The sequence below is a fragment of the Heliorestis convoluta genome, assembly GCF_009649955.1.
Classification (GTDB): domain Bacteria; phylum Bacillota; class Desulfitobacteriia; order Heliobacteriales; family Heliobacteriaceae; genus Heliorestis; species Heliorestis convoluta.
Genome location: NZ_CP045875.1, coordinates 2,307,426 through 2,330,857, shown reverse-complemented (window position 1 = coordinate 2,330,857; position 23,432 = coordinate 2,307,426). Strand labels below are relative to the sequence as shown.

Annotated in this window: 24 protein-coding genes, 1 tRNA gene, 1 pseudogene and 3 other annotated features (1 of these 29 only partly in view); of the genes and pseudogenes, 11 read left to right on the top strand and 15 right to left on the bottom strand. The window is 42.8% G+C overall.

Going from position 1 to position 23,432, the window contains the following annotated elements; genetic code table 11:
• Positions 1 to 16, bottom strand: a binding site (T-box leader); it reaches 190 nt to the left of the window's first position.
• A gap of 52 nt (positions 17 to 68) precedes the next feature.
• From FTV88_RS11165 to pxpB, 8 genes are all read right to left on the bottom strand, one after another.
• Positions 69 to 1,001 carry an alpha/beta fold hydrolase gene (locus FTV88_RS11165; RefSeq protein ID WP_153725693.1) on the bottom strand — a complete coding sequence of 311 codons (933 nt, stop codon included), beginning with the start codon at positions 999 to 1,001 and terminating at the stop codon, positions 69 to 71.
• Between the two features lie 108 nt (positions 1,002 to 1,109).
• Positions 1,110 to 1,691 carry a pyridoxal 5'-phosphate synthase glutaminase subunit PdxT gene (pdxT, locus tag FTV88_RS11160; RefSeq protein WP_153725692.1) on the bottom strand — a complete coding sequence of 194 codons (582 nt, stop codon included), beginning with the start codon at positions 1,689 to 1,691 and terminating at the stop codon, positions 1,110 to 1,112.
• A gap of 6 nt (positions 1,692 to 1,697) precedes the next feature.
• On the bottom strand, positions 1,698 to 2,594 hold the full coding sequence (pdxS, locus tag FTV88_RS11155; RefSeq protein ID WP_153725691.1) for a pyridoxal 5'-phosphate synthase lyase subunit PdxS: 897 nt from the start codon (positions 2,592 to 2,594) through the stop codon (positions 1,698 to 1,700).
• Between the two features lie 252 nt (positions 2,595 to 2,846).
• A complete protein-coding gene (locus FTV88_RS11150; RefSeq protein ID WP_162008005.1) occupies positions 2,847 to 3,467 on the bottom strand; it encodes a DUF3793 family protein in 621 nt (206 codons plus the stop codon).
• A 275-nt stretch (positions 3,468 to 3,742) separates the two neighbouring features.
• Entirely contained in the window at positions 3,743 to 4,210 is a 468-nt protein-coding gene (locus tag FTV88_RS11145) for a hypothetical protein (RefSeq protein WP_153725689.1), read from the bottom strand.
• 180 nt (positions 4,211 to 4,390) lie between these two features.
• On the bottom strand, positions 4,391 to 5,149 hold the full coding sequence (locus FTV88_RS11140; protein ID WP_153725688.1) for a LamB/YcsF family protein: 759 nt from the start codon (positions 5,147 to 5,149) through the stop codon (positions 4,391 to 4,393).
• Between the two features lie 63 nt (positions 5,150 to 5,212).
• Positions 5,213 to 6,370 (bottom strand): 5-oxoprolinase subunit C family protein, encoded by a 1,158-nt coding sequence (locus FTV88_RS11135; RefSeq protein ID WP_153725687.1) that lies wholly within the window; start codon positions 6,368 to 6,370, stop codon positions 5,213 to 5,215.
• Positions 6,371 to 6,441: 71 nt separating this feature from the next.
• Entirely contained in the window at positions 6,442 to 7,179 is a 738-nt protein-coding gene (pxpB, locus tag FTV88_RS11130) for a 5-oxoprolinase subunit PxpB (RefSeq protein ID WP_207707862.1), read from the bottom strand.
• Positions 7,180 to 7,397: 218 nt separating this feature from the next.
• Positions 7,398 to 7,926, bottom strand: a sequence feature (23S ribosomal RNA rRNA prediction is too short).
• A gap of 41 nt (positions 7,927 to 7,967) precedes the next feature.
• Positions 7,968 to 8,221: a sequence feature (23S ribosomal RNA rRNA prediction is too short), on the top strand.
• A 146-nt stretch (positions 8,222 to 8,367) separates the two neighbouring features.
• Between pxpB and FTV88_RS11125 the strand changes: the two genes are divergently transcribed.
• Positions 8,368 to 8,443 (top strand) — tRNA-Met (locus FTV88_RS11125).
• A 40-nt stretch (positions 8,444 to 8,483) separates the two neighbouring features.
• Here the strand turns inward: FTV88_RS11125 and FTV88_RS11120 are convergent.
• The 4 genes from FTV88_RS11120 to FTV88_RS11105 all read right to left on the bottom strand — a co-directional run bounded on the left by FTV88_RS11120 (position 8,484) and on the right by FTV88_RS11105 (position 12,555).
• Complete coding sequence (locus FTV88_RS11120; RefSeq protein ID WP_153725686.1) at positions 8,484 to 8,696, bottom strand: hypothetical protein; 213 nt, start codon at positions 8,694 to 8,696, stop codon at positions 8,484 to 8,486.
• 335 nt (positions 8,697 to 9,031) lie between these two features.
• Positions 9,032 to 10,276 (bottom strand): glycosyltransferase, encoded by a 1,245-nt coding sequence (locus FTV88_RS11115; RefSeq protein WP_153725685.1) that lies wholly within the window; start codon positions 10,274 to 10,276, stop codon positions 9,032 to 9,034.
• Positions 10,245 to 11,081, bottom strand: coding sequence for a trehalose-phosphatase (gene otsB / locus FTV88_RS11110; RefSeq protein ID WP_153725684.1), 837 nt, complete (start codon positions 11,079 to 11,081; stop codon positions 10,245 to 10,247). Before otsB ends, FTV88_RS11115 begins: the two co-directional genes overlap by 32 nt.
• Positions 11,062 to 12,555, bottom strand: a complete 1,494-nt coding sequence (locus tag FTV88_RS11105; protein WP_153725683.1) for an alpha,alpha-trehalose-phosphate synthase (UDP-forming) — start codon at positions 12,553 to 12,555, stop codon at positions 11,062 to 11,064. Before FTV88_RS11105 ends, otsB begins: the two co-directional genes overlap by 20 nt.
• Before the next feature lie 519 nt (positions 12,556 to 13,074).
• On the opposite strand from FTV88_RS11105, the gene FTV88_RS11100 reads away from it, so the two are divergent.
• Positions 13,075 to 13,497, top strand: a complete 423-nt coding sequence (locus FTV88_RS11100; RefSeq protein WP_153725682.1) for a MarR family winged helix-turn-helix transcriptional regulator — start codon at positions 13,075 to 13,077, stop codon at positions 13,495 to 13,497.
• Positions 13,498 to 13,575: 78 nt separating this feature from the next.
• Here FTV88_RS11100 and FTV88_RS11095 read toward each other — a convergent pair whose 3' ends face one another.
• The 3 genes from FTV88_RS11095 to FTV88_RS11085 all read right to left on the bottom strand — a co-directional run bounded on the left by FTV88_RS11095 (position 13,576) and on the right by FTV88_RS11085 (position 14,503).
• On the bottom strand, positions 13,576 to 13,776 hold the full coding sequence (locus FTV88_RS11095) for a DUF1540 domain-containing protein (protein ID WP_153725681.1): 201 nt from the start codon (positions 13,774 to 13,776) through the stop codon (positions 13,576 to 13,578).
• Positions 13,777 to 13,901: 125 nt separating this feature from the next.
• The gene (locus tag FTV88_RS11090) at positions 13,902 to 14,135 is read right to left on the bottom strand and encodes an iron-sulfur cluster assembly accessory protein (protein WP_153725680.1); all 234 of its coding nucleotides are present in this window, start codon (positions 14,133 to 14,135) and stop codon (positions 13,902 to 13,904) included.
• A gap of 227 nt (positions 14,136 to 14,362) precedes the next feature.
• Positions 14,363 to 14,503: a hypothetical protein gene (locus FTV88_RS11085; RefSeq protein WP_153725679.1), complete on the bottom strand. Its 141-nt coding sequence runs from the start codon at positions 14,501 to 14,503 to the stop codon at positions 14,363 to 14,365.
• A 314-nt stretch (positions 14,504 to 14,817) separates the two neighbouring features.
• Between FTV88_RS11085 and argH the strand changes: the two are divergent.
• The 9 genes and pseudogenes from argH (at position 14,818) to FTV88_RS11040 (ending at position 23,400) form a co-directional block, all read left to right on the top strand.
• Positions 14,818 to 16,195, top strand: a pseudogene (gene argH / locus FTV88_RS11080) (argininosuccinate lyase).
• A 91-nt stretch (positions 16,196 to 16,286) separates the two neighbouring features.
• Positions 16,287 to 16,451, top strand: coding sequence for a 4Fe-4S ferredoxin (gene fdxA / locus FTV88_RS11075; protein WP_153725678.1), 165 nt, complete (start codon positions 16,287 to 16,289; stop codon positions 16,449 to 16,451).
• A 60-nt stretch (positions 16,452 to 16,511) separates the two neighbouring features.
• Positions 16,512 to 16,673: a DUF362 domain-containing protein gene (locus tag FTV88_RS11070; protein WP_153725677.1), complete on the top strand. Its 162-nt coding sequence runs from the start codon at positions 16,512 to 16,514 to the stop codon at positions 16,671 to 16,673.
• Between the two features lie 280 nt (positions 16,674 to 16,953).
• Positions 16,954 to 18,504, top strand: coding sequence for a sodium:solute symporter family protein (locus FTV88_RS11065; RefSeq protein WP_243137101.1), 1,551 nt, complete (start codon positions 16,954 to 16,956; stop codon positions 18,502 to 18,504).
• Positions 18,501 to 19,802 carry a phenylacetate--CoA ligase family protein gene (locus FTV88_RS11060; RefSeq protein WP_153725676.1) on the top strand — a complete coding sequence of 434 codons (1,302 nt, stop codon included), beginning with the start codon at positions 18,501 to 18,503 and terminating at the stop codon, positions 19,800 to 19,802. The genes FTV88_RS11065 and FTV88_RS11060 overlap by 4 nt, the downstream gene beginning before the upstream one ends.
• 82 nt (positions 19,803 to 19,884) lie before the next feature.
• Positions 19,885 to 21,660: an indolepyruvate ferredoxin oxidoreductase subunit alpha gene (iorA, locus tag FTV88_RS11055; RefSeq protein WP_153726628.1), complete on the top strand. Its 1,776-nt coding sequence runs from the start codon at positions 19,885 to 19,887 to the stop codon at positions 21,658 to 21,660.
• A 1-nt stretch (position 21,661) separates the two neighbouring features.
• Positions 21,662 to 22,246 carry an indolepyruvate oxidoreductase subunit beta gene (locus tag FTV88_RS11050; RefSeq protein ID WP_153725675.1) on the top strand — a complete coding sequence of 195 codons (585 nt, stop codon included), beginning with the start codon at positions 21,662 to 21,664 and terminating at the stop codon, positions 22,244 to 22,246.
• A gap of 89 nt (positions 22,247 to 22,335) precedes the next feature.
• Positions 22,336 to 22,659, top strand: a complete 324-nt coding sequence (gene sugE / locus FTV88_RS11045; protein WP_153726627.1) for a quaternary ammonium compound efflux SMR transporter SugE — start codon at positions 22,336 to 22,338, stop codon at positions 22,657 to 22,659.
• 93 nt (positions 22,660 to 22,752) lie between these two features.
• Positions 22,753 to 23,400: an amidase domain-containing protein gene (locus FTV88_RS11040; protein ID WP_153725674.1), complete on the top strand. Its 648-nt coding sequence runs from the start codon at positions 22,753 to 22,755 to the stop codon at positions 23,398 to 23,400.
• Positions 23,401 to 23,432 lie beyond the last annotated feature (32 nt).

Here is a 23,432-nt window from a genome sequence, read left to right as displayed (position 1 = left end):
CCATCATCACTATAAATATAGGATTTGTGAGAATTCTACCATAGCTTTTCTTTGTTGGCAAGATCTATCTAGGGCTGACAAGCAGGCCAATTCACTGGCGGCAAAGCTGAGGCTTTGGGATTTTCTGCTGCTGGCTCTACAGGAGTAAAAACCGTCTTGTCTAAAAAATCCCGTAGCAGGCTATTTACTTTTTCCGGATTGTCAAGATTGGCTGCATGTCCTGCGTCGCTGACGAGACAGTGCACTGTTCCATCAATACATTCACAAATGTATCGATGCTGTCGACGCATCATCCACTCAGCATCGCCTTCAATCACCATGGTGGGGCAAGATACTTTAGGAAGGTCTTCCAAAAGCTCCATTCTTGACACCGTATTGAAAATGCGGATCCATTGTTCTTTCTTATGCTTTACAGTAACCTGATAAAAATATTCTCTTAACTGTGGGCTAATCATGCTTAAACCTTTCGCATGAAGCTTCGCCAGTGTTTCCATCGAAAGCATGCGCATCGATAAGCCATAGGCAAAAAAGGAAAAGGATTGCAGGGACATATCGACGATTTCCATCGTCATTTTGCGTATGGATCGTTCTTTAAAACAGCGTCCCAATCGATTATACCAGTTAAAAGCACTTGTCACAGGTGTCCCCATGGCAACAACAGCTGCGACTTTGTCAGGTCTTTCTACAGCAGCACGAAGAGAGATATGCCCTCCCATGGAGCAGCCAGCTAGAACTGCTTTTTCAATATCTAAATGGTCCAATAAATGGAGCAAATCCTGGCTAAATAACTTCCCTTCTAGGGCTTCATTAGAGCAGGAAGAGCGACCATGGCTGCGAATATCCCAGACAAGGACACGATAATCCTTAGAAAATTCTTTAATCTGTGGAGTCCACTGCTCATGATCCCATCCTGCTCCATGAGTAAAAACGAGGACAGGGGCATCATGAGGTCCATGGAGTTCATAGTATAATTCTACGCCATTTCCTCGATATATGCCCATTCGTTTCTTTCACCACCATAGAAGACGATCCATCTTTCTGTTCCCTTGGATAGAGACATAAAAAGATATATTCATTCTGTAAAAACTATGACTTTGTTTTTTCAAATTTTACAGGGATTGGTTCACCATGTCAAGAAAGTATTGATGCATACGACTGTCTGCAGTCAATTCAGGGTGAAATGCTGCAGCTAGGCAACAACCTTGGCGCACTGCAACAATTTTGTCCTGGTACGTTGCTAAGATTGATACATTGTCACTTTTCTCAGCAATATATGGAGCCCGGATGAAAACAGCAGGAAAAGGCTCTTGTCCGAGTTCTTCTATCTGAAGAGGCGCTTCAAAAGAATCGACTTGCCGACCGAAGGCATTGCGTCGAACTTTTAAGTCCATAAGACCCAGTCGTAGTTGATCAGAACCTTCAATTTCTTTTGCTAGCAAAATCATACCAGCGCAAGTTCCCCAGATCGGCATGCCGTTACGAACTCTTTCTGTAACGGCATCAACAAGACCAAACTGGTCCATGAGCTTTCCAATGGTCGTGCTTTCTCCACCGGGTATGATCAAACCGTCAACTTGACCAAGCTGTTCTGGCGTACGAACTTGTAGCGTTTCGCAATCGAGCTTTTGCATCACCTTCTCATGGTCTACAAAAGCACCTTGCATGGCCAATAAGCCGATTTTTCTTCTCATGGACTTCTACCAGCCTCGCTCTTGCATCCGTTGCTCAGCAGGAATGGTAGGAATCTCAATGCCCACCATGGGTTCGCCTAAGTCTTTGGAGACTTCTGCAATAATCTTGGGATCGTTGTAGTGGGTTGTAGCGGCTACAATGGCTTTGGCGCGACGAACGGGGTCGCCTGATTTGAAGATACCGGAGCCGACAAATACGCCATCTACACCGATTTGCATCATCAAAGCTGCATCGGCAGGCGTGGCAATACCACCTGCTGCAAAGTTGACAACAGGCAAACGACCTTCTTTCGCCACTTGGCGAAGCAGATCAAAAGGTGCTCCAATTTCTTTCGCAAATGTCATCATTTCTTCTTCTGGCATATTCACAAGCTTGCGAATATCGCTCAGAACTTGACGAGCATGACGAACGGCTTCTACAACGTTGCCTGTGCCAGGCTCACCTTTTGTTCGAATCATGGCGGCACCTTCACCAATACGACGAAGGGCTTCCCCTAAGTTGCGAGCTCCACAGACAAAAGGAACTTTGAAGTCATTCTTGTTGATATGATAGAGATCATCAGCTGGTGTAAGAACTTCTGATTCGTCAATGTAGTCTGCACCGAGTGACTCTAACACTTGTGCTTCTACAAAGTGACCAATCCGTGCTTTCGCCATGACTGGAATGGTAACAGCGTCCATAATACGTAGAACGACAGTCGGATCAGCCATGCGAGCGACGCCACCAGCGGCTCTGATATCAGCAGGCACCCTTTCTAAGGCCATTACGGCACAAGCGCCAGCTTCTTCTGCAATTTTTGCTTGCTCTGGCGTTGTAACATCCATGATCACGCCACCTTTGAGCATGTCAGCAAGACCTTTCTTTACAGTCCAAGTTCCCTTTTCTGCTTTTACGTCTGTCATTTATTTTCCTTCCTCCCCGTGCGATGTTCGGGCTCCCATCTGGCCTCCCGCGCCGGGAATGCCCTTTAGTGCTACTCAATCTAGTCTATCCACGACTACCTAAATATTCTACACTAACCTGCAAAACCTAACAAGGTCTGTCAAAAGCATAAGAAAAAGAGCCTCTCTTAATAGGCTCTTTTTCTCTTATAGTATTATTATTGAAAAAAATATATATTGGGAAAATTCTGTTTACTGTGGAAGTTATTTTTCTTAATGACGAAGCTCATCCCGTAAAAAAATAGATTGATCGACATCAATATAATCCATGGCCCATCGTTGCGCTTGATCAAAGCGTTCTTTCATGATCAAAGATGGGTTGGCATCGCCATAGATTTGCCATCCGCAGACGGTGGTGAGTGGTAAGGGCGCTAAGCCCATAAACCCTAGAATATCTTTGACAGGATAGCCAGCAGCGATTCCAATCTCATGAGGAATGGTCCCTTTGTGCTGCCACTTATGGCGTAACTGTTCTAAAAACTCTTTCCCCGTAATTTGTTGATCGTATTGCAAGCGCTCTAATAGAGGCGTCTTTCTCGCTTCATCTAAAGCATCTTCTAACCGCTGAGAGTCATAAAAAATAACATGGGCGCAGTTGTGACATTTTCGTAATACGAATACCTCAAGGCCCCATTGATGTGATAGTTTTTCTCCATCACGCAATGTTTCTAGCAAGCTTTTACGGAAAAAGGGTGCTTTAAAACGGATTAACTCACCTGTTTTTCCACCGATAATTACTTTTGATAAGTTAACAAAAAGCCATTTCTCAAATCTAACTTGCACGGACTCTTTCTGGTCAAGGCTCTTTTTCCAGTGAATTACAGTTGGAGCCATCGTGTAACCCTCCCCGTATTCTTTGTTATCGATATTGAATCTCAGTTTCATCTTTATTTTATGTCGTTCCTTTCGTCTTGTCAACGATATTATTTTCACTTTTTAGGATGGCATTGGAAATAAAAGGTTATGCGAAAAAATATTTTATGCTGCTCCTTCACAGCCTAGAATTTCTTTTTTTATTACGTTATATAAAAAATAGCTTATGTTCTCCTTGACGTATCTATGAAAAAACCCTCTTGCTTACCATGCAAGAGGGTTTTTTGTGGGTATTGTTACCAGTAGCGACGACGGCGTCGACGGGGATAGGTATAGAGAGTGGATAGTAACACAAGGGGAATCAGGAGTCGTGAAAAAGGTCCTCCAATAAATTGTTGGCTTTCTACTTCATCACCTTGACTGTATTGTTCTACTTGTGAGTATAGTCCACTTTCATCCATCGGACTTAATTGATCCATCGGTGCCATAGGTCCAACTGATTCTTCATATTGTCCTGATTCTAAAGGATAGAGGTGTTCTGGCTCATTTGGTATTGTTGATGACTCTACTTCATAGTATCTTGCTCTATCGTCTGCTTCACCTATTTCTAGCTCGATAAAGTCATCTCCTACTGCAACGAGTCGACCTGTGTAAGTGCGCATCCCACTGGGGTGTCTTACTTCAGCCCTCATGGTTTCACCAATCATGCCACGTAAGTGATCACACATCATCGGACGTTGCGCAGGCATCATCCACCAATCCAATGTACTTCACTCCTTATCAAGAGTTGGTCTTTATTTCAGTGGTAATGTATTCCTGATAAGACTTTTTGGTTCCACTGGATAGTAAAAAAGTTAATTTGATAAAAAATTTTGACAAGTTGAGGCCTTCATGTAGTTAAATAATTGGGCCTCTTTATGAAAAATTATTGTTATAACCCTTTTTTAGCAAAAAGGAGCCTTAATTGTGATGTTTTTTTCTGAAAACTTTTTTCTAAGATATTGAGCGAGTTCAACAGCTTTTTCATTATCACCATGAAGGCATAAGCTATCTGCTTCTAAGGATATCCACGTGCCTGTTGTAGTTTGTACTGCTTTTTTTTCGATAATTGATAATGCTTGTTGAAGCGCTTGATCTGCGTCGTGAATAAGGGCTTTTTCTTGCTGCCGCGGTGTTAAAGTGCCATCTTCCTGGTATGTTCGATCAACAAATGCTTCTCGCACTACTTTTAAACCTTGCCGTTGACCTGCCTTACATAGTTCTGAACCAGCTAGGCCGTAGAGAAAGAGTTGAGGATTCAATTTCTTGATAGCACTTGCAATCGCATCGGCCAAAGCAGGATCGATGGCTCCTTTGTTATACAAAGCACCATGTGGTTTAACGTGGTGTAGTTGTCCACCGGCTGCGCGTATAAATCCATCTAGTGCGCCAATTTGATAGATCATTACATTGATCACTTCCGATGGCGTCATTGCCATGTGGCGACGTCCGAAGCCCTGTAGATCAGGATAACCAGGATGAGCTCCGATTGCTTTTCCATGCTTTAAGGCCTTTTCTACTGTCTCTGCCATGGTATCTGCATCACCGCCGTGAAAGCCACAAGCAATGTTTACGGATGACACCAGTGGCATCATAGCTTCATCGGAACCTATCCTATAGATGCCGTAGCTTTCACCGAGGTCACAGTTTACGTCTATCTGCATAAGTTTTTGCCAGCCTTTCTATTAGATTTACTTTATAAAAGAACCAAGGTGAATCTTTCTATGTTAACTGTCTATTATTTCAGGATAAATAACAGCTTTTTGATGAAAAATATTTTTTGATTTTTTTTCGTTCCCTACATTTTCTTTTTCCCAGGTAATGCTGTAAATAATTTTTTCTTGACCTTTTCTTTTTTCAATTTGTGCAATCACTTTTCTTCGTTGCAGCAATGCTTGCTCTAACCAAGCTTCTTTGCCTTTGGCTCCTGTTATTATTTTTTCTTCAATCACTTTTTGTTGTTGTCTTGCCAATTGGTGAGCCCTAGAAAGATCCGTTTTTGCAAACTGAATAAGGCTGCCCGGTTGAGCCTGTGCGATTCTAGATATATGGGCAGAGATAACCGTTGCGATTTTGGGGTAACCACCTGTTGTTTGGCGATCGGCCATGAGAACGATAGGTTGTCCATTCGGAGGTACTTGAATTGCACCAACTGCTGTGGCATCAGAAATCATTTCTTTATTACTTTTGCGAGTGAGTAATTTTCCTTCTACTGGTTCTAAGGGATAGCCCATTCGGTTGGCTGCTGTGGTGAGGCGGTAGACTTGTCGATAAAAAGTTTGCCATGCTTCGTCTGTAAAATACTCTGCTTGCGGGCCTGCTATTACTGCAACTTTTATTTTATTGTTATATTGTGGTGTACGGTTTGGCTCGAGAGCTCGTAGTTCCATTTTTTTCTCTGCTTCTTGATTAACTTGATTCTGATTGAGGAGAAGAATATCGCCTCTTTTGATTACTCTTCCATGGTAGCCCCCGATAGCACCACGGACATAAGTAGATGTACTACCAAATTTTTCTGGAACTTTCCATCCTTTTGCCACAGCCAAATAGGTATGACAACCTTTTTGAGCATAACCAAATCGAAGGATACTTCCTTTAGGGATATAAAGGTTTACCCACAATGGCACTGGCTGGTCATTTAATGTTGGGGTCATATCAGCCCCAGTGATGGCAACCTCGCAGTCTTCTTCAAATAGCAATGTTGGACCTTGTAAGGTCATTTCTAATGCGCCTCTATTGGTTTCATTGCCCACGAGTCGATTGGCTACCTGTAGGGCAAAGGAGTCCATAGCACCTGATACAGGTATTCCTGCTGCCTGGTAGCCATAACGCCCTTTATCTTGTATGGTCGTATAAAGGCCTGATTCTAAAACTTCAACAGTCATAATGATTCTTGGCGCATTACCCTTTACCTAGGTGGTGTTTCTTATCCTTGATCCTTTTGGATAAATGCGCTTTATTGTTTTAACACTCCTTTCATTACGGGCCCTCTTTGATTTACTTTCCATTCATTAAATTCTTCTTCCGCGATAGCTCGAAATTTTATATAGTCTCCTGCTTGAACGAAAACGGGTTCACCATCTTCTGGGTTATACATTTTAATTGGCGTCCGACCGATAATTTGCCACCCCCCCGGTGCCTCTACTGGGTAAATGCCCGTTTGCTGGCCTGCAATGCCTACAGATCCTGCTGGTACTGCTTTTCGTGGTGTTGCCAGACGAGGTGATGCAATGCGCTCATCGACATCTCCGAGATAACAAAATCCCGGTATAAAACCGAGCATGTATACGATGTACTGCTTCTGCGTGTGCAATTTGATGATCTCGTCTTTCGTTAGTTTTTTTTCACGGCTTAAATTTTCTAGATCAAGTCCGTAAGATCCACCGTAGCAAACTGGAATCTCCCATTCTTTCTTTTCTTTTTTTTGTGTTTCTGTAAGATTCTTGAGTTGTTTTGCTATAATTTTTTTTACTTCTTCTCCATCAAATTGTAAGCAGTCATAGTATAGGGCGAGGGAAGAAAAAGTAGGTACAGCTTCGATTAGCCAGGGAGGATTCTCTTTCCTTATCTTTTCTGCTGCTTTTTGTACTTCCTCGTTAATAGTAGGTGATATTTTATCTGGCCAGTAAATGACCCATGCTGTATCACCCATCGGTACGATTTTTGTTTTCTCTTTCATTTCCTTGTTAATCATATTGATTTATTCCTTTTGCTTTCTTTTCCAGTACTCAATTTCTTTATGCTGAGCAAGAATTTCTCTAGAAAAAAAGACCTCACAGCTCTTATTCAGCTGTAAGGTCTTTTGCTTCTACTTATGATTATTAAATTCTCAGTTGCATTTTAATTGAATCAAAATTATACCTTGAAAGCTACACAGAGAAAAACTTGCGATGTAAAGAGTAGGTTAAGTCCTCGACCGATTCGTACTCGTCAACTACACGCCTCACGACGCTTCCATCTCGAGCCGATCAACCAGGTCATCTTCCTGGGGTCTTACCTACTTACGTAGTGGGAAGTCTCATCTTTGGGTCGGCTTCGCGCTTAGATGCTTTCAGCGCTTATCCGGTCCCGACTTGGCTACCCAGCGCTGCATTTGGCAACACAACTGGTACACCAGCGGTCGGTCCACCCCGGTCCTCTCGTACTAGGGGCAGCTCCCGTCAAACTTCCTTCGCCTGCGATGGATAGGGACCGAACTGTCTCACGACGTTCTGAACCCAGCTCACGTACCGCTTTAATGGGCGAACAGCCCAACCCTTGGGACCTACGTTCAGCCCCAGGATGCGATGAGCCGACATCGAGAATAGCCTTGCATCAAAGTAAAAAAATACAAAAAAATCTATTAGCAACCTGTGATTTTTTCGTTGGATACAAGTCGACCGAAGGAAGATATCCCTTCGGTCTTTTTTTCTCTAACGATAGGTCTGATTCAATACCACGAACTAAAGAAGAAAATGAGAATACTTTACTTTTAACCCTGTAAAATTTTTCTTTATTAATAAAAAGCCAATAACATATCAAAGCCCCTGGTTCCCATTTTTTGGTGTGTTGCCAAATGCAGCGCTGGGTAGCCAAGTCGGGACCGGATAAGCGCTGAAAGCATCTAAGCGCGAAGCCGACCCAAAGATGAGACTTCCCACTACGTAAGTAGGTAAGACCCCAGGAAGATGACCTGGTTGATCGGCTCGAGATGGAAGCGCTGTGAGGCGTGTAGTTGACGAGTACGAATCGGTCGAGGACTTAACCTACTCTTTACATCGCGAATATTTCTCTGTGTAGCTTTCAAGGTGCAAAATTCATGATATTTTTTGAAGAAATTATTGAATATAATGCATAAAAACTTTGTATCTTGCCTATACTATAAAAGTAGAACACAAAATGTCGCGGGGTGGAGCAGTTGGTAGCTCGTCGGGCTCATAACCCGAAGGCCACAGGTTCGAGTCCTGTCCCCGCAACCAAGATTTTTCAAACCGACTTACTATGTCGGTTTTTTATTTTTTATTCCTTTCTTTTACGAAAGCTTTCCGGATCTTCCAATTCGGAATAAAGAGGCGTAGGAAGAACGCCCATATTTGTTTTCGCAATGATTTCAGCATGATGTGCTGGGATGGCGTCGGAATTTTCTACCTGAACTGCCTGATCTCTTTGGAAAGCTTCTTTTACTGTCTCAGTTTCCTTGCCTGTATCAATGCTCTTTTTTCTTTTTACCATCTTAGTGACACCTCCTATGAACTCTCTGCGATACGTGAAAATTAAAGAATTTGCAAGCAAGTCCCTTAATGACGTTAGAACTTATGACGTCATTAAGGGACTTTTAATTTACTTTCTTAGTCTGTTTGGTTTTGTGGCAAGTTACGAACTTCAGGTTCACCAGGACTCACAGTGTTTACCTGTTTAGCTGGCTCTGTATTGTTACGGTTCTTTTTATTTTTTTTGTTTTTCACGACTTTCACCTCCCACGATAGATTGAGCGAAATCTAACACTATTATGTCCTGTCCGTTCAATCTCTTTACAAAAAAAAGCTTGAGCAACCTTTAGAGGCTACTCAAGCTTTTTTATTTTCTAGGTCATTCATCAATTCTAACCAACGCTGGAGATAGACAGGCGTGATAAAGTTTTGTCGCACATGCTCTTTTGCTTGTTGGCCCAATTGTTGTGCCAGTGAAGGGTTCTGCAAGAGCTCCAACAGGGCTTGTGTTAGCTCTTGAACGGAAGAAGCCATTAGACCTGTTTTACCAGGTATCACTTGCATGCGAATACCGCCAACAGGCGTTGAGACGACGGCCTTACCTTTCCACATGGCTTCTGTTACCGTCAAGCCAAAACCTTCACGACTGGAGTTTTGAACAACAACAGCAGCAGAACGCTGTAATACATTGATTTCTAGGTGACTCGTTGGTGATAAATTGAGTACTTGAATGGTACTATGATCTTTGGTCAGTTCTTTAAGCTCATTGTAGACTTCCAAACCTTCAGGATCATCGTCAGCGGCACCGCCAGCAAAAATAAGATCACAAGGAAAAACTTTGAGCAATTCAAGATAGGCATGCACAAGGCCAAAGGGATTTTTCAAGCGGTCATAGCGAGACACTTGAAGAACATAAGGTCTATCTGTTGATATTCCCAGAGATTGCAAGACCTTTTCACTTTCCTCTGACGTTACCTCACGATTTTTATCACTTAAAGGATCGATTGCCGGTGGCAAAATAAACTGCTTATGAGGAAGGTGCTTGGCATAATCATCGAGATGATAAATGGCAGCATCACATTGTCTAGCATAATGGCTCAGAAAGTTCCAGACTCTAGGGTCTACGTCAATGGGATCGATGTGACAATACCAGATCCAATGACCTTTTTGTCCTTTTTTGGCATTAACAAGTCCAAGGGGCTGTTGATCGTGAAGAATAACAAAGTCTGCATTTTTATCGATAATAGACAGGTTTCGCTGTAAAGTATCGTTGTAAATTTTTATCATTTCTTCACGAAAATGAATCTTTTCACCATGGAAAGCATTGTGAAAGGCCTTCGTTACTTCAAAAAAATCACTTTGCGCAGTTAAGACATCCCATTGAGCTTGTAAGCCGATTGATTTCATCAACGGAATCAAACTCTGTAAGATTTCGGCCACACCACCACCTACAAAGGTGGAATTAATGTGTTGTATTGTCTTGTTTTGCAGCGGTTTCGCAAGTTTTTCGATATTTACCAATTGTTCTGGAGAGACAAGATTCTGATAAGAAGCAAGGGTTCGAGAACGTTCACGGGGGGACGGCGGATTGAATTGAACCATCACTACACCTCATAGAAAGGATTTGTAAGAATTGAACTACTTCCTGGGAGTTTCTCATACGGTAAAAGGCATACGAGGGTTTTGGGTTTTCGGATATGAGAACAGTAGAACTGGTAAAGCCATAGCCTGCAATTGCCTTAAAAGCATCTTCGTCCGTCTTGTCGTCACCCATATAAAGAGGGCGATGTTGGGAGTAGCGATCCATAAGTTGTAATACAGCAGTTCCTTTGTTGATGTAAGCAGGGCGCACTTCTATCACTTTTTTACCTTCTACCATTTCTAGCTTCTCTATTTCAAGTATTCTTTGGATCTTTTTACGATATTGTTCTAAGACAACAGAAGCAATTGATGGACAGGCTAGACGGTAGTGGAATGCAAAGGAAGTTTTTTTTCTCTCTAGGAGAAAGCCTTCATGGGAGCCGATACATTGGCAAGCAATTTCTGCTAAGGACTCAATCCATTCTATTCTTTGGTTGACAAAATTGTATCGGTTTCCATGAAGATCTTCCATTTCTGCGCCGTGACCTCCCACGTAGTAAATCCCTTCTATGGCCAGAAAGCTTTTAAGCTCTCTAATATCTCGTCCTGATACAATAGCAATGATAAGATTTTGTTGCTTCGAAAGAGTTATAAGGCTTTCATAAAGAGGGGCAGAAGGTCGAGCAAGGTCTGGTTTGTCTTGGATCGGTACAAGGGTGCCATCATAATCAAGTAATAAAAGCAAAGGTTCTTCTGCCTGAATGACAAGTTGGGCCCAGAGCTGCTGTGCTGACTGTAAAGGTTGATTAGCTAATCGTTGGCTCATGCTTCGGATCCTCTGCTTTTGTCGTTTTTGGAACGGCTATGGTAGATCCAGTTAGCCAGGCCTGCTTAATGGCTTTCCACCACCAAGTAATATCCTGCTCTTTTACACCTTTATAGAGGCTATGGAGCCTTCTTTTCTTTTCGCCTTCAGACATTTGCAACCCTTTGATAATCTTTTGTGCCGTTTCTTGGGGCGAATAAGGATTGGCTTGTAAAGCCTCTTTTAACTGGTTGGCAGCACCGGCAAAAGGACTTAACAGCAAGGTGCCAGAATAATTACCATTGGTGGCTATATACTCTTTGGCCACCAAATTCAAGCCATCGCGCAGCGGTGTTACCAGGCACATATCAGCTGCAAGATAGTGAGCTACCAGATGGTCTTTGCGTAAAGGCTTAAAAAGATAGCGAATCGGAATATGGTGATCTTCTGTAAAGCGTCCGTTGATTCTTCCTACGCTTTCTTCTACTTCTCGGCGTAAATCCTGATAGGCTGTAACTTGGGTGCGACTGGGAACGGCTATTTGAATAAAAGTAACTTTACGTCTGTACTCAGGGTAGTTTTCGAAGAGCCACTCCATGGCTTTTAAGCGCTCTGGAATGCCTTTGGTATAATCAAGTCGATCTACACCGAGAATCAAGTAATCCCCACCAGCGGCTTGCTTTAACTGCTGTGCTTTCTGACGAATTTCTGGCTTCGTCGCGAAGGCCTCAAACTCTTTCCAGTCAACGCCAATTGGAAAGGCAGCCACCTTTACTTTGCGCCCCATCCAAAAGACGGAACCTGTCAAATGATCTACTTTGGCATCAAGCAACTCTTCCACCGTAATTAGGAAATTTCGCACATAACTTTCCGTGTGAAAGGCAATAAGATTACAATTGAGCATTCCACGCAGTAATTCTCTCGACCAGGGCAAAGTTGCAAAAATCTCAGGTGCTGGGAAAGGAATGTGCCAAAACAAAGATAGCTGGGCTTGTGGCCTTTCAGCTCGAACAAAGGTGGGAACGAGTGCTAGATGATAATCATGAATCCAAATTAAATCACGAGAGTTGCTTTTGCGCAGTAAAGTCTTGGCATATTTTGCATTGACGCTGCGATAGTTGGTCCACTGCTCTATATCGAAAATTGACTTTTCTACAAAGTTATGGCACAGGGGCCAGAGGCAACTGTTTGACAAGCCTTCATAAAAGGCCTCTACTTCTTCTTGTGTAAGAATGACTTCATGAAAGAAAGCATTGTTACGATTTGTAATAGGAAGGGTTCTCCCAAAGACGTCTTCTGGCTTACCTAAGCGACCACCCCAACCAACCCAAGCACCCCCTTCTTGATTGATAATAGGGGTAAGTGCTGAGACAAGACCACTTACGGAAGGAACAATATCGGTTCCTTTATCGCTGTCCTTCAAAGTAAAAGGTCCCCGATTGGAGACAACTACCAATCGCCTATCTAAGTTGGATAGTGGCTTAAGCAATCCCATATACAGCTCCTCCTTTTCCGAATAGGGCTCTATCACCAATCCTTTCTAAGTTGCTATCTTTCTTTCACAGAGTCCATTGAAATTAAAAACAATTTGCGATACGAAATAACAATAATCAATAAATACAAAAATAAATAAATAAGCCTGTAATGAGACACATGGAAGACAAAAAAGGAAACAATATTTTAGAAACCACATTGCGGAAGATTTAGGTGATAAAGTATAATAATTATTTCATAGCCAAAAAGAAATTGTCAACCTTAGTGATTCTTAAAGATTCCAATTGGATGGATTGACTGAAAAAACATTTTTTATCCAAAAAGGAGTTTGCAATAAAATATCTCAATAAAAAAAGAATTCCGCTTGTTATACTTTGAACTTTCAAGCTTTCTTCTAGAGCTCTTTCTACCAAGTCGATGCTTTTAGAGTCTTTATATGTTACAATGAAAGATGCAAAAATTATGAATTATTACTCAAGATGAATAAATAAGAGGATGAATAAAGGCAGGTGCTTCCATTATGCTGGAAAGAGATTTTCAATATGCCCTTCACGACTTCTATGAAACAATGATGCGAACCATGTCAAAAATGAGCCAGAAAACGCCTCTGACTCACACACAGTTTTTATTGATTCACCATATCAATCACCGTGGACTGGCGCTACAAAAAGACATGCGTAAACTGTTTCATCTTACACAAGGTGCACTGTCTACAGCCCTGAAAGATTTAGAGCAAAAAGGGCTCATTACAAGGACTCAAAGCCCTGTGGACCAGCGTGAATGGGTAATTGCGCTATCTTCAGAAGGAGAAAAACTTTTATCAAATGTAAGTGAATCGGCTTTGCTCTTAATTCGTGAACAGATACGCCATGAGCCAGAAAAGGCAGAAAAATTTATCGAAGCATTGCAATGGTTTGCAGAATGCTTCGATAAAGAAAAATAAGGTAAAAAGTAACACACTTTTCATTTATAACTTAATAAAAAGCAAAAAGTATTGTAAGCTTACAAGGGTGAAAACCAATTACTGGGAATTTTTGTTTTTAAATGTTTGGCAGCAAGTTTCGTCAGTGTTGCTAGCTGGTGTAGCTGCCAACTGGTTCAGACTAGAACTCGGTGAAAAGCCGCCTTGTTGGTCGTTTTGGACTACAATTTGCTTTGCTGTACACAAGTTTCCATTTTGCCAATAGTGACAGGTGTTTACAGTACAATTTACATCTGGCATGGTAGTACCTCCTTATCAACTTCTATTGAACGTTAGCCATTCTTAATTTGTTATAGAGGCAAAGAAATTATTCTACAAGAAAAGAAAAAAGCCGACTTTTTTCAGTCGGCTTTCTCTTTGATAAACTAATTTTTACATTCTCCATCGCCACTACAGGTTCCAAAACCGTGATCACAAGCCAAAGCTCCACAACCTGTGTTAAAAGAAGAGCGCACAACAAAGCCTACTTCATCATCGCTCTCCTCATAATCTACAGTCAGGCCTTGAAGATAATCTTTCGTAACATCATCGGCTACAAAAGAGATACCCTGTACTTCAACTACAAGGTCGCTCTTTTTAGGGCTCCACTCAAAAGCCAACTCATAAGCAGAGTGAGTACGGTCAAGTGCATAGATACGGATATGAGGCGCATTATTTTCAGCATCAACTCTTTTAACTTATCTCGAGCAATTTCGGATATGTTGATCAAAGAGACCACCTCCCACTTGATTGTACCTTTTGATACAGAAAAATCAAGTCTAAATCCTTTTATTGATCAAGTTGGCAAACAAAAAGATTACCAATCAACCGAAGAGCCTCCTTACCTTTAGTAAGGAGGCTCTTCGGTTGATAAAGGGAAAATGGTACCATCGTCGAGAAGAACGACCATTTCTTGCTTAGATTCGGTTTCTGGTATAGAAGATACCTCGCTGGACAATGTTGGAACTATATTGGCAGAATCACTCATAGAAAGCACTCCTTTTTATGCTTAGAGTGCTTATCAAGTCATCTGTTTATACATGGGTGAAGGCCGCCAACCCCAGCGCGATGATAAATAAAATCATAAGGGACAAGAGCTCCCTTTCATGATAAGATAGCTTTAACTTATTGCATAAGGATTTCAATCGGCTTCACCTCTCTTCCTATTCATGAAAGAATAAGGTACAATAAGAGTGATAGAGAATAAAGATTCAAAATACTGCCTTGTCTGGTTCTCAATGTCTATTACGATCTTAGACACATAAAAGGCAGAGAAAGTTTCGCTCAAGGAGGCAGTTTTTTGTGACAGAAAAACTCTGGGGTGGTCGTTTTCAGAAAGGGACAGACAAAGTGGTAGAAGATTTTCATTCTTCCATTCGCTTTGATCAGCGTCTGTACCGTCAAGATATCAAAGGCTCTATGGCCCATGCGAGAATGCTAGGTCGGCAAGGGATTATTACGCTAGAAGATGCGAACAAGATTCTCGAAGGTCTAGGTGCCATTCTAGCTGATATTGATGCAGGTACCGTTGAATTTGACGTAGCTGCTGAAGATATTCACATGAATATAGAAAAACTGCTCACAGAGAGAGTAGGAGAAGTTGGTAAGAAATTGCACACTGGTCGCAGTCGCAATGACCAAGTGGCATTAGATATACGACTTTATCTTCGCGACGAAATCGAAGAAACAATGATTCTTCTTCAAAGCTTGATCAAAACGCTTTTAGAACGAGCAGAAGAGAATATCGATACTATTATGCCAGGCTATACCCATCTGCAAAAAGCGCAACCGATAACATTGGCCCATCATTTGCTTGCTTATGTACAGATGTTTGAACGTGACCTGGGTAGATTAAAAGACTGTGCTCGCCGGATGAACCTTTCTCCTCTTGGCTCCGGTGCTTGGCAGGTACTACCTTTTCCCTGGACCGTGAAGGTGTTGCCGAGGAGCTTCTTTTTGATGGCATTACAGAAAACAGCTTAGATGCTGTTTCTGATCGTGACTTTGCCATTGAATTTTGCAGTGCCGCCTCCATGATCATGATGCATTTGTCTCGCTTTTGTGAAGAAATTATCCTTTGGAGCAGCCAAGAATTTTCTTTTATCGAGCTTGATGATGCCTACTCGACCGGTAGCTCTATGATGCCACAAAAGAAAAATCCGGATGTGGCAGAGTTAATTCGTGGAAAAACAGGTCGAGTCTACGGCTCTTTAATGGCATTGCTGACGGTCATGAAAGCTTTGCCACTAGCCTATAACAAAGACATGCAAGAAGATAAAGAATCGCTCTTTGATGCCATTGACACCGTGAAAGGATGCCTTACCGCCTTTACCCCCATGATCGCGACGATGACAGTACGGAAAGACCAGATGAAAGAAGGCGCAAAAGGTGGCTTTACCAATGCTACCGATGTAGCGACTATCTCGTGAAAAAAGGCCTCTCTTTCCGAGAAGCTCATGAAATTGTGGGTAAGATGGTTTTCTTGTGCCTGGAAAAAGGTCTTTCTCTTGATGAGCTCTCTCTTGAAGATTACCAGAGATGCTCTCCCGTTTTTGAAGAAGACGTATTTGAAGCCATTGACGTGGCTCGTTGTGTGAATGATCGCAAAGTACCGGGGGGACCGGCTGTAGAAGCTGTGCAAAAAGCAATTCAATCAGTGCAACAAAGATTAAATTTATAATTTTACGTAATTTATATATTGAAGCTTTTGTATTTCCATGATATTGTAAAGATGCACTGTCCTACGAAGTACTGGGAGGTGAATCGAGTTAATGGCTTATACAATTTCTGATGCTTGCGTTTCCTGTGGTGCTTGTTTGGATTCTTGTCCAGTCGATGCTATCAAAGAAGGAAACCCTTATACCATTGAGGATACTTGTATCGATTGCGGATCTTGCGAAGACACTTGCCCTGCTGGTGCAATCAGTGCAGGCTAACCTTTTTATGAACTGTCTACGTACTTATGAATTACCCTGAAAAGGCAGGTGAAAAGAAGAATGGCACATAAGATTTCTAGCGCTTGCACAGCTTGCGGACAATGTGTTGACTCCTGTTACGTTAACGCAATCGTTGCTGGCAACCCTTACAAAATCAATGATGACTGTGTAGACTGTGGCGTTTGCGCAGACGTATGTCCTGTTGGCGCTATTGAAGGCTAAGCGAAAACAACCTTTTGCAAGTGCACCTAACGATGTATTGTTAGGTGCACTTGCTTTTTTTCTACAAAAAATTATATTATCACTAGACGAAAGTGCATTTTTTGAATAATATATCTGTAGTGCTTTTCAGAGTATTCAAAAACAGAATGTTGGAAAAAAAGATAAGGTTTAACCAAGGTCCTCAGTTACTCGTAATAGGAAGGAACTGCAACCAAAGGAAGAGAAGATGTAGTACGGTGCCTGGGCTCAATGGTTCTGTAGAATGGGAGGATGGTAGAATATGATTCAATGGCTTATGCTGGGGCTTTTTGTAGCCCTCTTATTAGGCAGTGGCTATATCGCCATGCGCAAAACAAAGACTGTAAACGATTTTTTCTTGGGCAATCGTAATGTAGGTCCGTGGATGTCAGCTTTTGCTTTCGGCACGACCTATTTTTCGGCTGTCCTTTTTATTGGGTATGCTGGAAAGGTCGGCTGGGGCTTTGGACTATCCGCGCTTTGGATTGCCGTAGGCAATGCTTTGATCGGTTCCCTGTTAGCCTGGTGGATTCTAGCAAAAAGAACGCGTCGAATGACTGTGCGTTTGAATGCTCGCACAATGCCAGAATTTTTAGAAGCTCGCTATGGAAGTAGAAACTTAAAGCTCTATAGTGCTTTAATCATCTTTATCTTCTTAGTTCCTTACTCTGCTTCAGTTTACATGGGATTAAGCTATCTATTTCAGGAAGTTTTAGGCATGGAATACCTCATGGCCAACATTATGATGGCCGGTCTTACAGCGCTTTTTCTCGTCATGGGTGGCTATCTTGCGGTGGCTATTACAGACTTTATACAGGGGATTGTCATGCTCTTCGGTGTGGCTATGATGCTCTTTTTCGTCTTCAGTCATGAAAAAGTGGGCGGCCTGTCAGAAGCAATTGTTCGACTAGATGCCGTAAATCCAGCTCTTGCATTAGCAGCACCTACTTCTTTGCCTGCCATCATAGCCCTCGTTTCCTTGGTGCTACTCACATCTCTAGGGACCTGGGGACTTCCACAAATGGTGCAAAAATTTTACTCTATCAAAGATGAAGCTTCTATCAGTCGAGCGACCTGGGTATCGACAGTCTTTTGTATCATAATTGGAGCAGGTGCTTATGGTATCGGTGCTTTATCGCCGCTCTTTTTTGAACAGTTACCACTGCTTGATGGACAACCCAATCCAGACTTAATCATTCCACAGATTTTAACAGAAACGTTGCCACTCTTTGGACTTACGATTATTCTCTTGCTCGTTCTCTCTGCATCTATGTCAAGCCTTGCTTCGCTTGTTCTCGTATCAGCTTCTGCCATTGCCATAGACTTTGTTGGTATCGTTAAGCCTGATTGGGGCAAGAAGTATGGCGTTTTATTAATGAGAGCCCTTTGTATTATTTTTGTTCTTTTATCCTTGCTTATTGCTATCGCCAAACCAGCGATTATCTTAGATCTTATGGCCATCTCCTGGGGAACAGTAGCAGGAACTTTCTTGGCGCCTTATCTATACGGTCTTTTTTGGCGCAAGACGACCAAGGCCGGCGCCTGGGCTGGTGCTTTAACAGGCCTAACAATTTCCGTGGGGTTATCTTTTATTGCTCCTTTATTCGGTTTCACGTCCATTGGCGAAATTCGCTTGGATACGCCGTTGGTCGGAACGCTGGCCATGCTAACGTCTCTGCTAGTAGTGCCTGTTGTAAGTCTTTTAACAGCACCGCTACCAACAGACAGAGTGGACCAGGCTTTTGGCACGGAGGAGCAGGAAAAGTCCAAACAATATAATCCGTCGTCCATAAGGGAGGAGATAAATACGTGATATGGAACGCCGAGGCCGAATGTATGGAGCGGGAGGCCTTGCAGCGATTACAGCTACAGCGGTTGAAAGAAACGTTACAGAGGGTCTATAAGAAAGTACCGCATTATCGCCGTCGGTTTGATGAAGCCGGTGTACATCCCGATGATCTAAAAAGCATAGAAGATATAGGCCGCTTTCCTTTTACCACAAAGCATGATTTGCGAGATAACTACCCTTTTGGACTTTTTGCAGTGCCGAAAAAAGAGCTTGTCCGTCTCCATGCTTCTTCTGGAACAACAGGCAAGCCTGTAGTCGGTGGATATACCAAGAAAGACTTAGAAAACTGGTCGGAAATGGTAGCCCGCGTTGTGACCATGGCAGGCGTTACTGGTGAAGATACAGCACAAATTGCTTTTAACTACGGTCTTTTTACCGGAGGATTTGGGCTTCACTATGGCTTAGAAAAAGTGGGCTGTACCATTGTGCCAGCATCGGGTGGTAACACGCAAAAGCAGCTCATGCTCATGCAGGACTTTGAAACGACGGTACTCGTTTGCACGCCGAGCTATGCTCTTCACATGGCGGAAGAAGCAAGAACGATGGGCCTTGATCCGGCAGCATTGCCTTTGCGCATCGGCCTTTTTGGTTCTGAGCCTTGGTCAGAAGGCGTACGTCGACAGTTGGAAAAAGATTGGTCTCTTCGTGCCAGTGATAATTATGGCTTAACAGAGCTTATGGGGCCAGGCGTGGCCGGTGAATGTATTGTTGGCGATGGTCTACATATTCAAGAAGATCACTTTTTCGTCGAAGTGATCGATCCTGATACAGGAGAACCGAAAGGGTATGGAGAAGAAGGAGAGCTTGTCTTTACCACTTTAACCAAAGAAGGTTTTCCCGTCATCCGATATCGGACCAAAGATATCAGTATGCTCACCGCTGATGCTTGCAGTTGTGGCCGCAGTACCGTTAGGATGCGCCGTGTGACAGGCCGAACCGATGATATGTTAATCATTCGAGGCGTCAATGTCTTTCCTTCACAAATCGAGAGCGTACTTATGGAGACGGAAGGTGTAGCGCCTTACTATCAACTGGTCGTGGATAGACAAGGCTACATGGATACCTTAGAAGTGCATGTTGAATTGGCCGAAGAGTACTTCCAAGACCGATATCGTGAGTTGGAGTCTCTCACCAAAACAATCCATCAGCAACTGAAAAGTGTATTATCAATAACAGCCAAAGTACGTCTGGTAGAGCCACGGTCCCTAGAAAGAACAACAGGAAAATCCAAGAGAATTATTGACAACAGACCCAAAGATTAATGGATTTCAAGTGGAAACTTTTTTGGTAAAATCATGTTGGATTATGAATATATTTGCGAATGATGAAGGGCGGGGACTGGACTTGAAAGCTTTGCTAACCGGTAACGAAGCGATTGCTCGGGGCGCTTATGAGTATGGTATTTCTGTAGCTGCTGCATACCCTGGTACACCGAGTACTGAAATTCTAGAAAACATCTCAAAATATCCAGAAATCTATAGTCAGTGGTCCCCTAATGAGAAAGTCGCCATGGAAGTGGGCGTCGGTGCTTCTATTGCTGGTGCTCGTACATTGGTAGCCATGAAACATGTAGGCGTCAACGTAGCAGCTGATCCACTTTTTACAGCTGCCTATAGTGGGGTTCGCGGTGGTCTTATCTTAGTATCGGCTGACGATCCAGGCATGCATTCTTCTCAGAATGAGCAGGACAATCGTCATTACGCACCTTTTGCTAAAATACCGATGCTAGAACCTTCTGATTCGCAAGAAGCTAAAGATATGGTTAAGCTAGCGCTAGAAATTTCTGAAACTTTTGATACGCCTGTATTGCTGCGGATTACCACTCGCATTGCTCACTCCCAGAGCCTTGTAGAGCTTGGAGAACCCATGGAAAGAGAAATCAAGCCCTACACAAAAGATGCTAAAAAGTTTGTGATGATTCCAGCGCATGCTCGCACAAGGCGGGTTTTCTTAGAAGAACGGGATGCCCAGTTGGCCACTTTTTCAGAGCAATCAGCTGCGAATTTTGTGGAAATGAGACAGCAGTCTTTCGGCATAATCACTTCCGGTGTATCCTATCAGTATGTAAAAGAAGCGTTCCCGCAAGCTTCTGTATTACGCCTTGGTATAACTCATCCCATTCCAAAGCAAAAAATTATGGATTTTGCCAATGAAGTCGATACCTTGTTTGTCGTGGAGGAACTAGAACCATACTTAGAAAACCAGATTAAAGCTCTGGGCATCAAAGTAGTAGGAAAAGATCTATTGCCTCCTTATGGAGAGCTTTCTGTTTCTCTTTTACAGAAAAACTTAGGTGCTTACCTGAATGTAGCGAACCCTTCTGTTGCTGTTACAACAGAACAAAGCAATATAATGCAAGAGGTACAGCAACCCTTTACAGCACCTGTTCGTCCACCTGTTATGTGCCCCGGTTGCCCACACCGTGGTGTTTTCTATGTGATTAAGCAGCTTAAGCTAGTTGTATCAGGTGATATTGGTTGTTACACCTTAGGTACCATGCCACCTTTAGAAGCGATGGATACATGTATCTGTATGGGCGCTTCTATCTCCGCTGCTGTCGGTATGGAAAAAGCCAATCCCGAACTGGCTGGTAAGCTCGTAGCAGTCATTGGAGACTCCACCTTTATGCACTCTGGTGTTACCGGGTTAATGGATGTAGTCTATAACAAAACAGCTGCAACTATCATAATTTTGGACAACTCTATTACAGCCATGACAGGTCATCAATATCATCCTGGTACAGGTAAGACCTTGATGAATGAAGATTCACCCACTGTCGACTTTGCCGCTTTGGCTAAATCTTTAGGTGTTCGAAGAGTTGCTGAAGTAGACGCTTTTGACTTAGAAACAGTTAAGAAAGTGATTCAGGAAGAAGTGGCTGCGCCCGAACCATCGGTAATTATTGCTCGCCAACCTTGTGCACTGATGCTAAAAGGCCAGACAGAAGCTGTTGTTTGTGAAGATTGCAAAGCTTGTCGCGTCTGCTTGAGAATTGGCTGTCCTGCCCTATCTTTTGATGAAGAAGGTAAGACTGTCGTTGTGAACAAGCCGCTTTGTACAGGTTGCAATGTTTGTATTCAGATTTGTAAGTTTGGTGCACTGCGCAAGGGAGGGGCCTAAGATGTCAGGAGTCTTAAATATTCTCTTTGTAGGTGTTGGCGGTCAAGGTGCCATCTTGGCTTCAAAAATTTTATCTCATGTTGCTTTGAGCAAAGGATGGGATGTAAAACTTTCAGAGATTCATGGTATGGCACAACGGGGTGGATCTGTTGTGACCCAGGTCAGAATGGGTGAAATAGTTTTTTCACCGACCATTGAAGCTGGAGACGTCCATATTCTTGTTGCTTTCGAAAAGCTAGAAGCCTATCGTTGGGCTCACATGCTAAAAAAAGATGGCAAAGCAATTGTAAACGATCAGCGCATTGAACCGTTGCCTGTGCTTATTGGTGCTGCCAAGTATCCAGATAGCATACTGGACGACCTAAACAGCTCTATACAGAACGTAACGGTGATACCCGCCCTTGATTTGGCTACAGAAGCAGGGAATGCAAAAGCAACGAATGTCGTTTTAATGGGGATTCTAGCTGCTCATATGGATATCCCTCTTGAAAGATGGCAGGAAGCGCTAGAAGCCAAAGTACCTGCAAAATTATTAGAAGTGAATAAAAAAGCTTTCATGGCTGGCTATAACTTTGCTGTGAAGTAAAGCAAAAACAATGCGATTGTAACCTTATAGAAGGATTACAATCGCATTGTTTTTGTCAAGCATAGAGTGTAGGGTATGAGGTGATAGAACTGGCTTGGCTTTATCTTTTTATAGCAGGTCTTTTTGAAGTACTTTGGGCGATTGGGCTAAAATATTCCGAAGGCTTTAGTCGACTATGGCCTTCTATAGGTACCCTTTGCGCGATGGTTTTAAGCTTTTTCTTGCTTGCGCAAGCATTGAAGTCCTTGCCTTTAGGTACGGCCTATGCAGTGTGGACAGGTATTGGTGCGATAGGCACGGTCTTGCTGGGTATTGTACTTTTTGGGGAGTCAAGAGAACTATCTCGTCTTTTTTTTATTTTGCTCATTCTAATTGGAATTGTTGGCTTGAAGATTACATCTACAACATCTTGATGGAAGGTGATGGATGGTCTTTCTTTTGTACCTTCTTACATAGCATGAAACGAAACTTCCAAACAAAACGTGAATCCTAGGAGGTCTTCGTTGATGAAGAAAAAGAGGGTAACCTTTTCTTTGCGAGACTTGATCATTGCCACTTTCCCTAGGAAATCATCACAAGCCAAGTCCCGTCAATCCTTAGCAAAACAATCTCGCTATAATCGAGAAGCTGCCGTTGCCTATGCTTATCGACATTGGAACAACCCCAATCGAGCCTATCCCTTTTTTGGCGATCCCGGTGAAGGTGGAGACTGTACCAACTTTATCTCTCAATGCCTTTTTGCCGGAGGGATGCCTTGGGTGGAAGGACCCTTAGAACGTTTTACTTGGGCCACATACTGGTGGTGTAAGCCTGGCGCTACGGACCGAGACGGCGATCGCCGAATTACTTTAACCTGGAAAGTCGCTTCTGCTTTTCATAATCACTGGTCTAAGCGTGCCACAGACTACAGCATTCATAGCCCTGAAGAGATGATCGCACAGTGGCCGCAGTGGTTGGAAAAGTTGTGGAGAGGCGATGTGATTCAGCTAACACTGCCGGAAGGACGACCTTATCATACTTTACTTGTTGTTAAGAAGGTAGAGCAAGATTTTCATTTGGCTGCTCATACCTACGATACCATTGATCGTTCACTCTATGGTACAATTCAATCTTTTGTAGGGACAGGACGCAAGATAATGATTTACAGAATTTGATCGATATCTCACAGGAGAAGGGTTTTTTCCCA

Coding starts and splice junctions, on each gene's coding strand:
- FTV88_RS11050 (WP_153725675.1), top strand. CDS start 21,662: ATGTCAGGAGTCTTAAATATTCTCTTTGTAGGTGTTGGCGGTCAAGGT.
- fdxA (WP_153725678.1), top strand. CDS start 16,287: ATGGCTTATACAATTTCTGATGCTTGCGTTTCCTGTGGTGCTTGTTTG.
- otsB (WP_153725684.1), bottom strand. CDS start 11,081: ATGAGCCAACGATTAGCTAATCAACCTTTACAGTCAGCACAGCAGCTC.
- FTV88_RS11085 (WP_153725679.1), bottom strand. CDS start 14,503: ATGAGTGATTCTGCCAATATAGTTCCAACATTGTCCAGCGAGGTATCT.
- FTV88_RS11105 (WP_153725683.1), bottom strand. CDS start 12,555: ATGGGATTGCTTAAGCCACTATCCAACTTAGATAGGCGATTGGTAGTT.
- FTV88_RS11065 (WP_243137101.1), top strand. CDS start 16,954: ATGATTCAATGGCTTATGCTGGGGCTTTTTGTAGCCCTCTTATTAGGC.
- FTV88_RS11040 (WP_153725674.1), top strand. CDS start 22,753: ATGAAGAAAAAGAGGGTAACCTTTTCTTTGCGAGACTTGATCATTGCC.
- FTV88_RS11140 (WP_153725688.1), bottom strand. CDS start 5,149: ATGCAGATAGACGTAAACTGTGACCTCGGTGAAAGCTACGGCATCTAT.
- FTV88_RS11120 (WP_153725686.1), bottom strand. CDS start 8,696: ATGGTAAAAAGAAAAAAGAGCATTGATACAGGCAAGGAAACTGAGACA.
- FTV88_RS11150 (WP_162008005.1), bottom strand. CDS start 3,467: ATGGCTCCAACTGTAATTCACTGGAAAAAGAGCCTTGACCAGAAAGAG.
- FTV88_RS11070 (WP_153725677.1), top strand. CDS start 16,512: ATGGCACATAAGATTTCTAGCGCTTGCACAGCTTGCGGACAATGTGTT.
- pdxS (WP_153725691.1), bottom strand. CDS start 2,594: ATGACAGACGTAAAAGCAGAAAAGGGAACTTGGACTGTAAAGAAAGGT.
- FTV88_RS11165 (WP_153725693.1), bottom strand. CDS start 1,001: ATGGGCATATATCGAGGAAATGGCGTAGAATTATACTATGAACTCCAT.
- pdxT (WP_153725692.1), bottom strand. CDS start 1,691: ATGAGAAGAAAAATCGGCTTATTGGCCATGCAAGGTGCTTTTGTAGAC.
- FTV88_RS11115 (WP_153725685.1), bottom strand. CDS start 10,276: ATGGTTCAATTCAATCCGCCGTCCCCCCGTGAACGTTCTCGAACCCTT.
- pxpB (WP_207707862.1), bottom strand. CDS start 7,179: ATGATTAACAAGGAAATGAAAGAGAAAACAAAAATCGTACCGATGGGT.
- FTV88_RS11095 (WP_153725681.1), bottom strand. CDS start 13,776: ATGCCAGATGTAAATTGTACTGTAAACACCTGTCACTATTGGCAAAAT.
- FTV88_RS11100 (WP_153725682.1), top strand. CDS start 13,075: ATGCTGGAAAGAGATTTTCAATATGCCCTTCACGACTTCTATGAAACA.
- FTV88_RS11135 (WP_153725687.1), bottom strand. CDS start 6,370: ATGACTGTTGAAGTTTTAGAATCAGGCCTTTATACGACCATACAAGAT.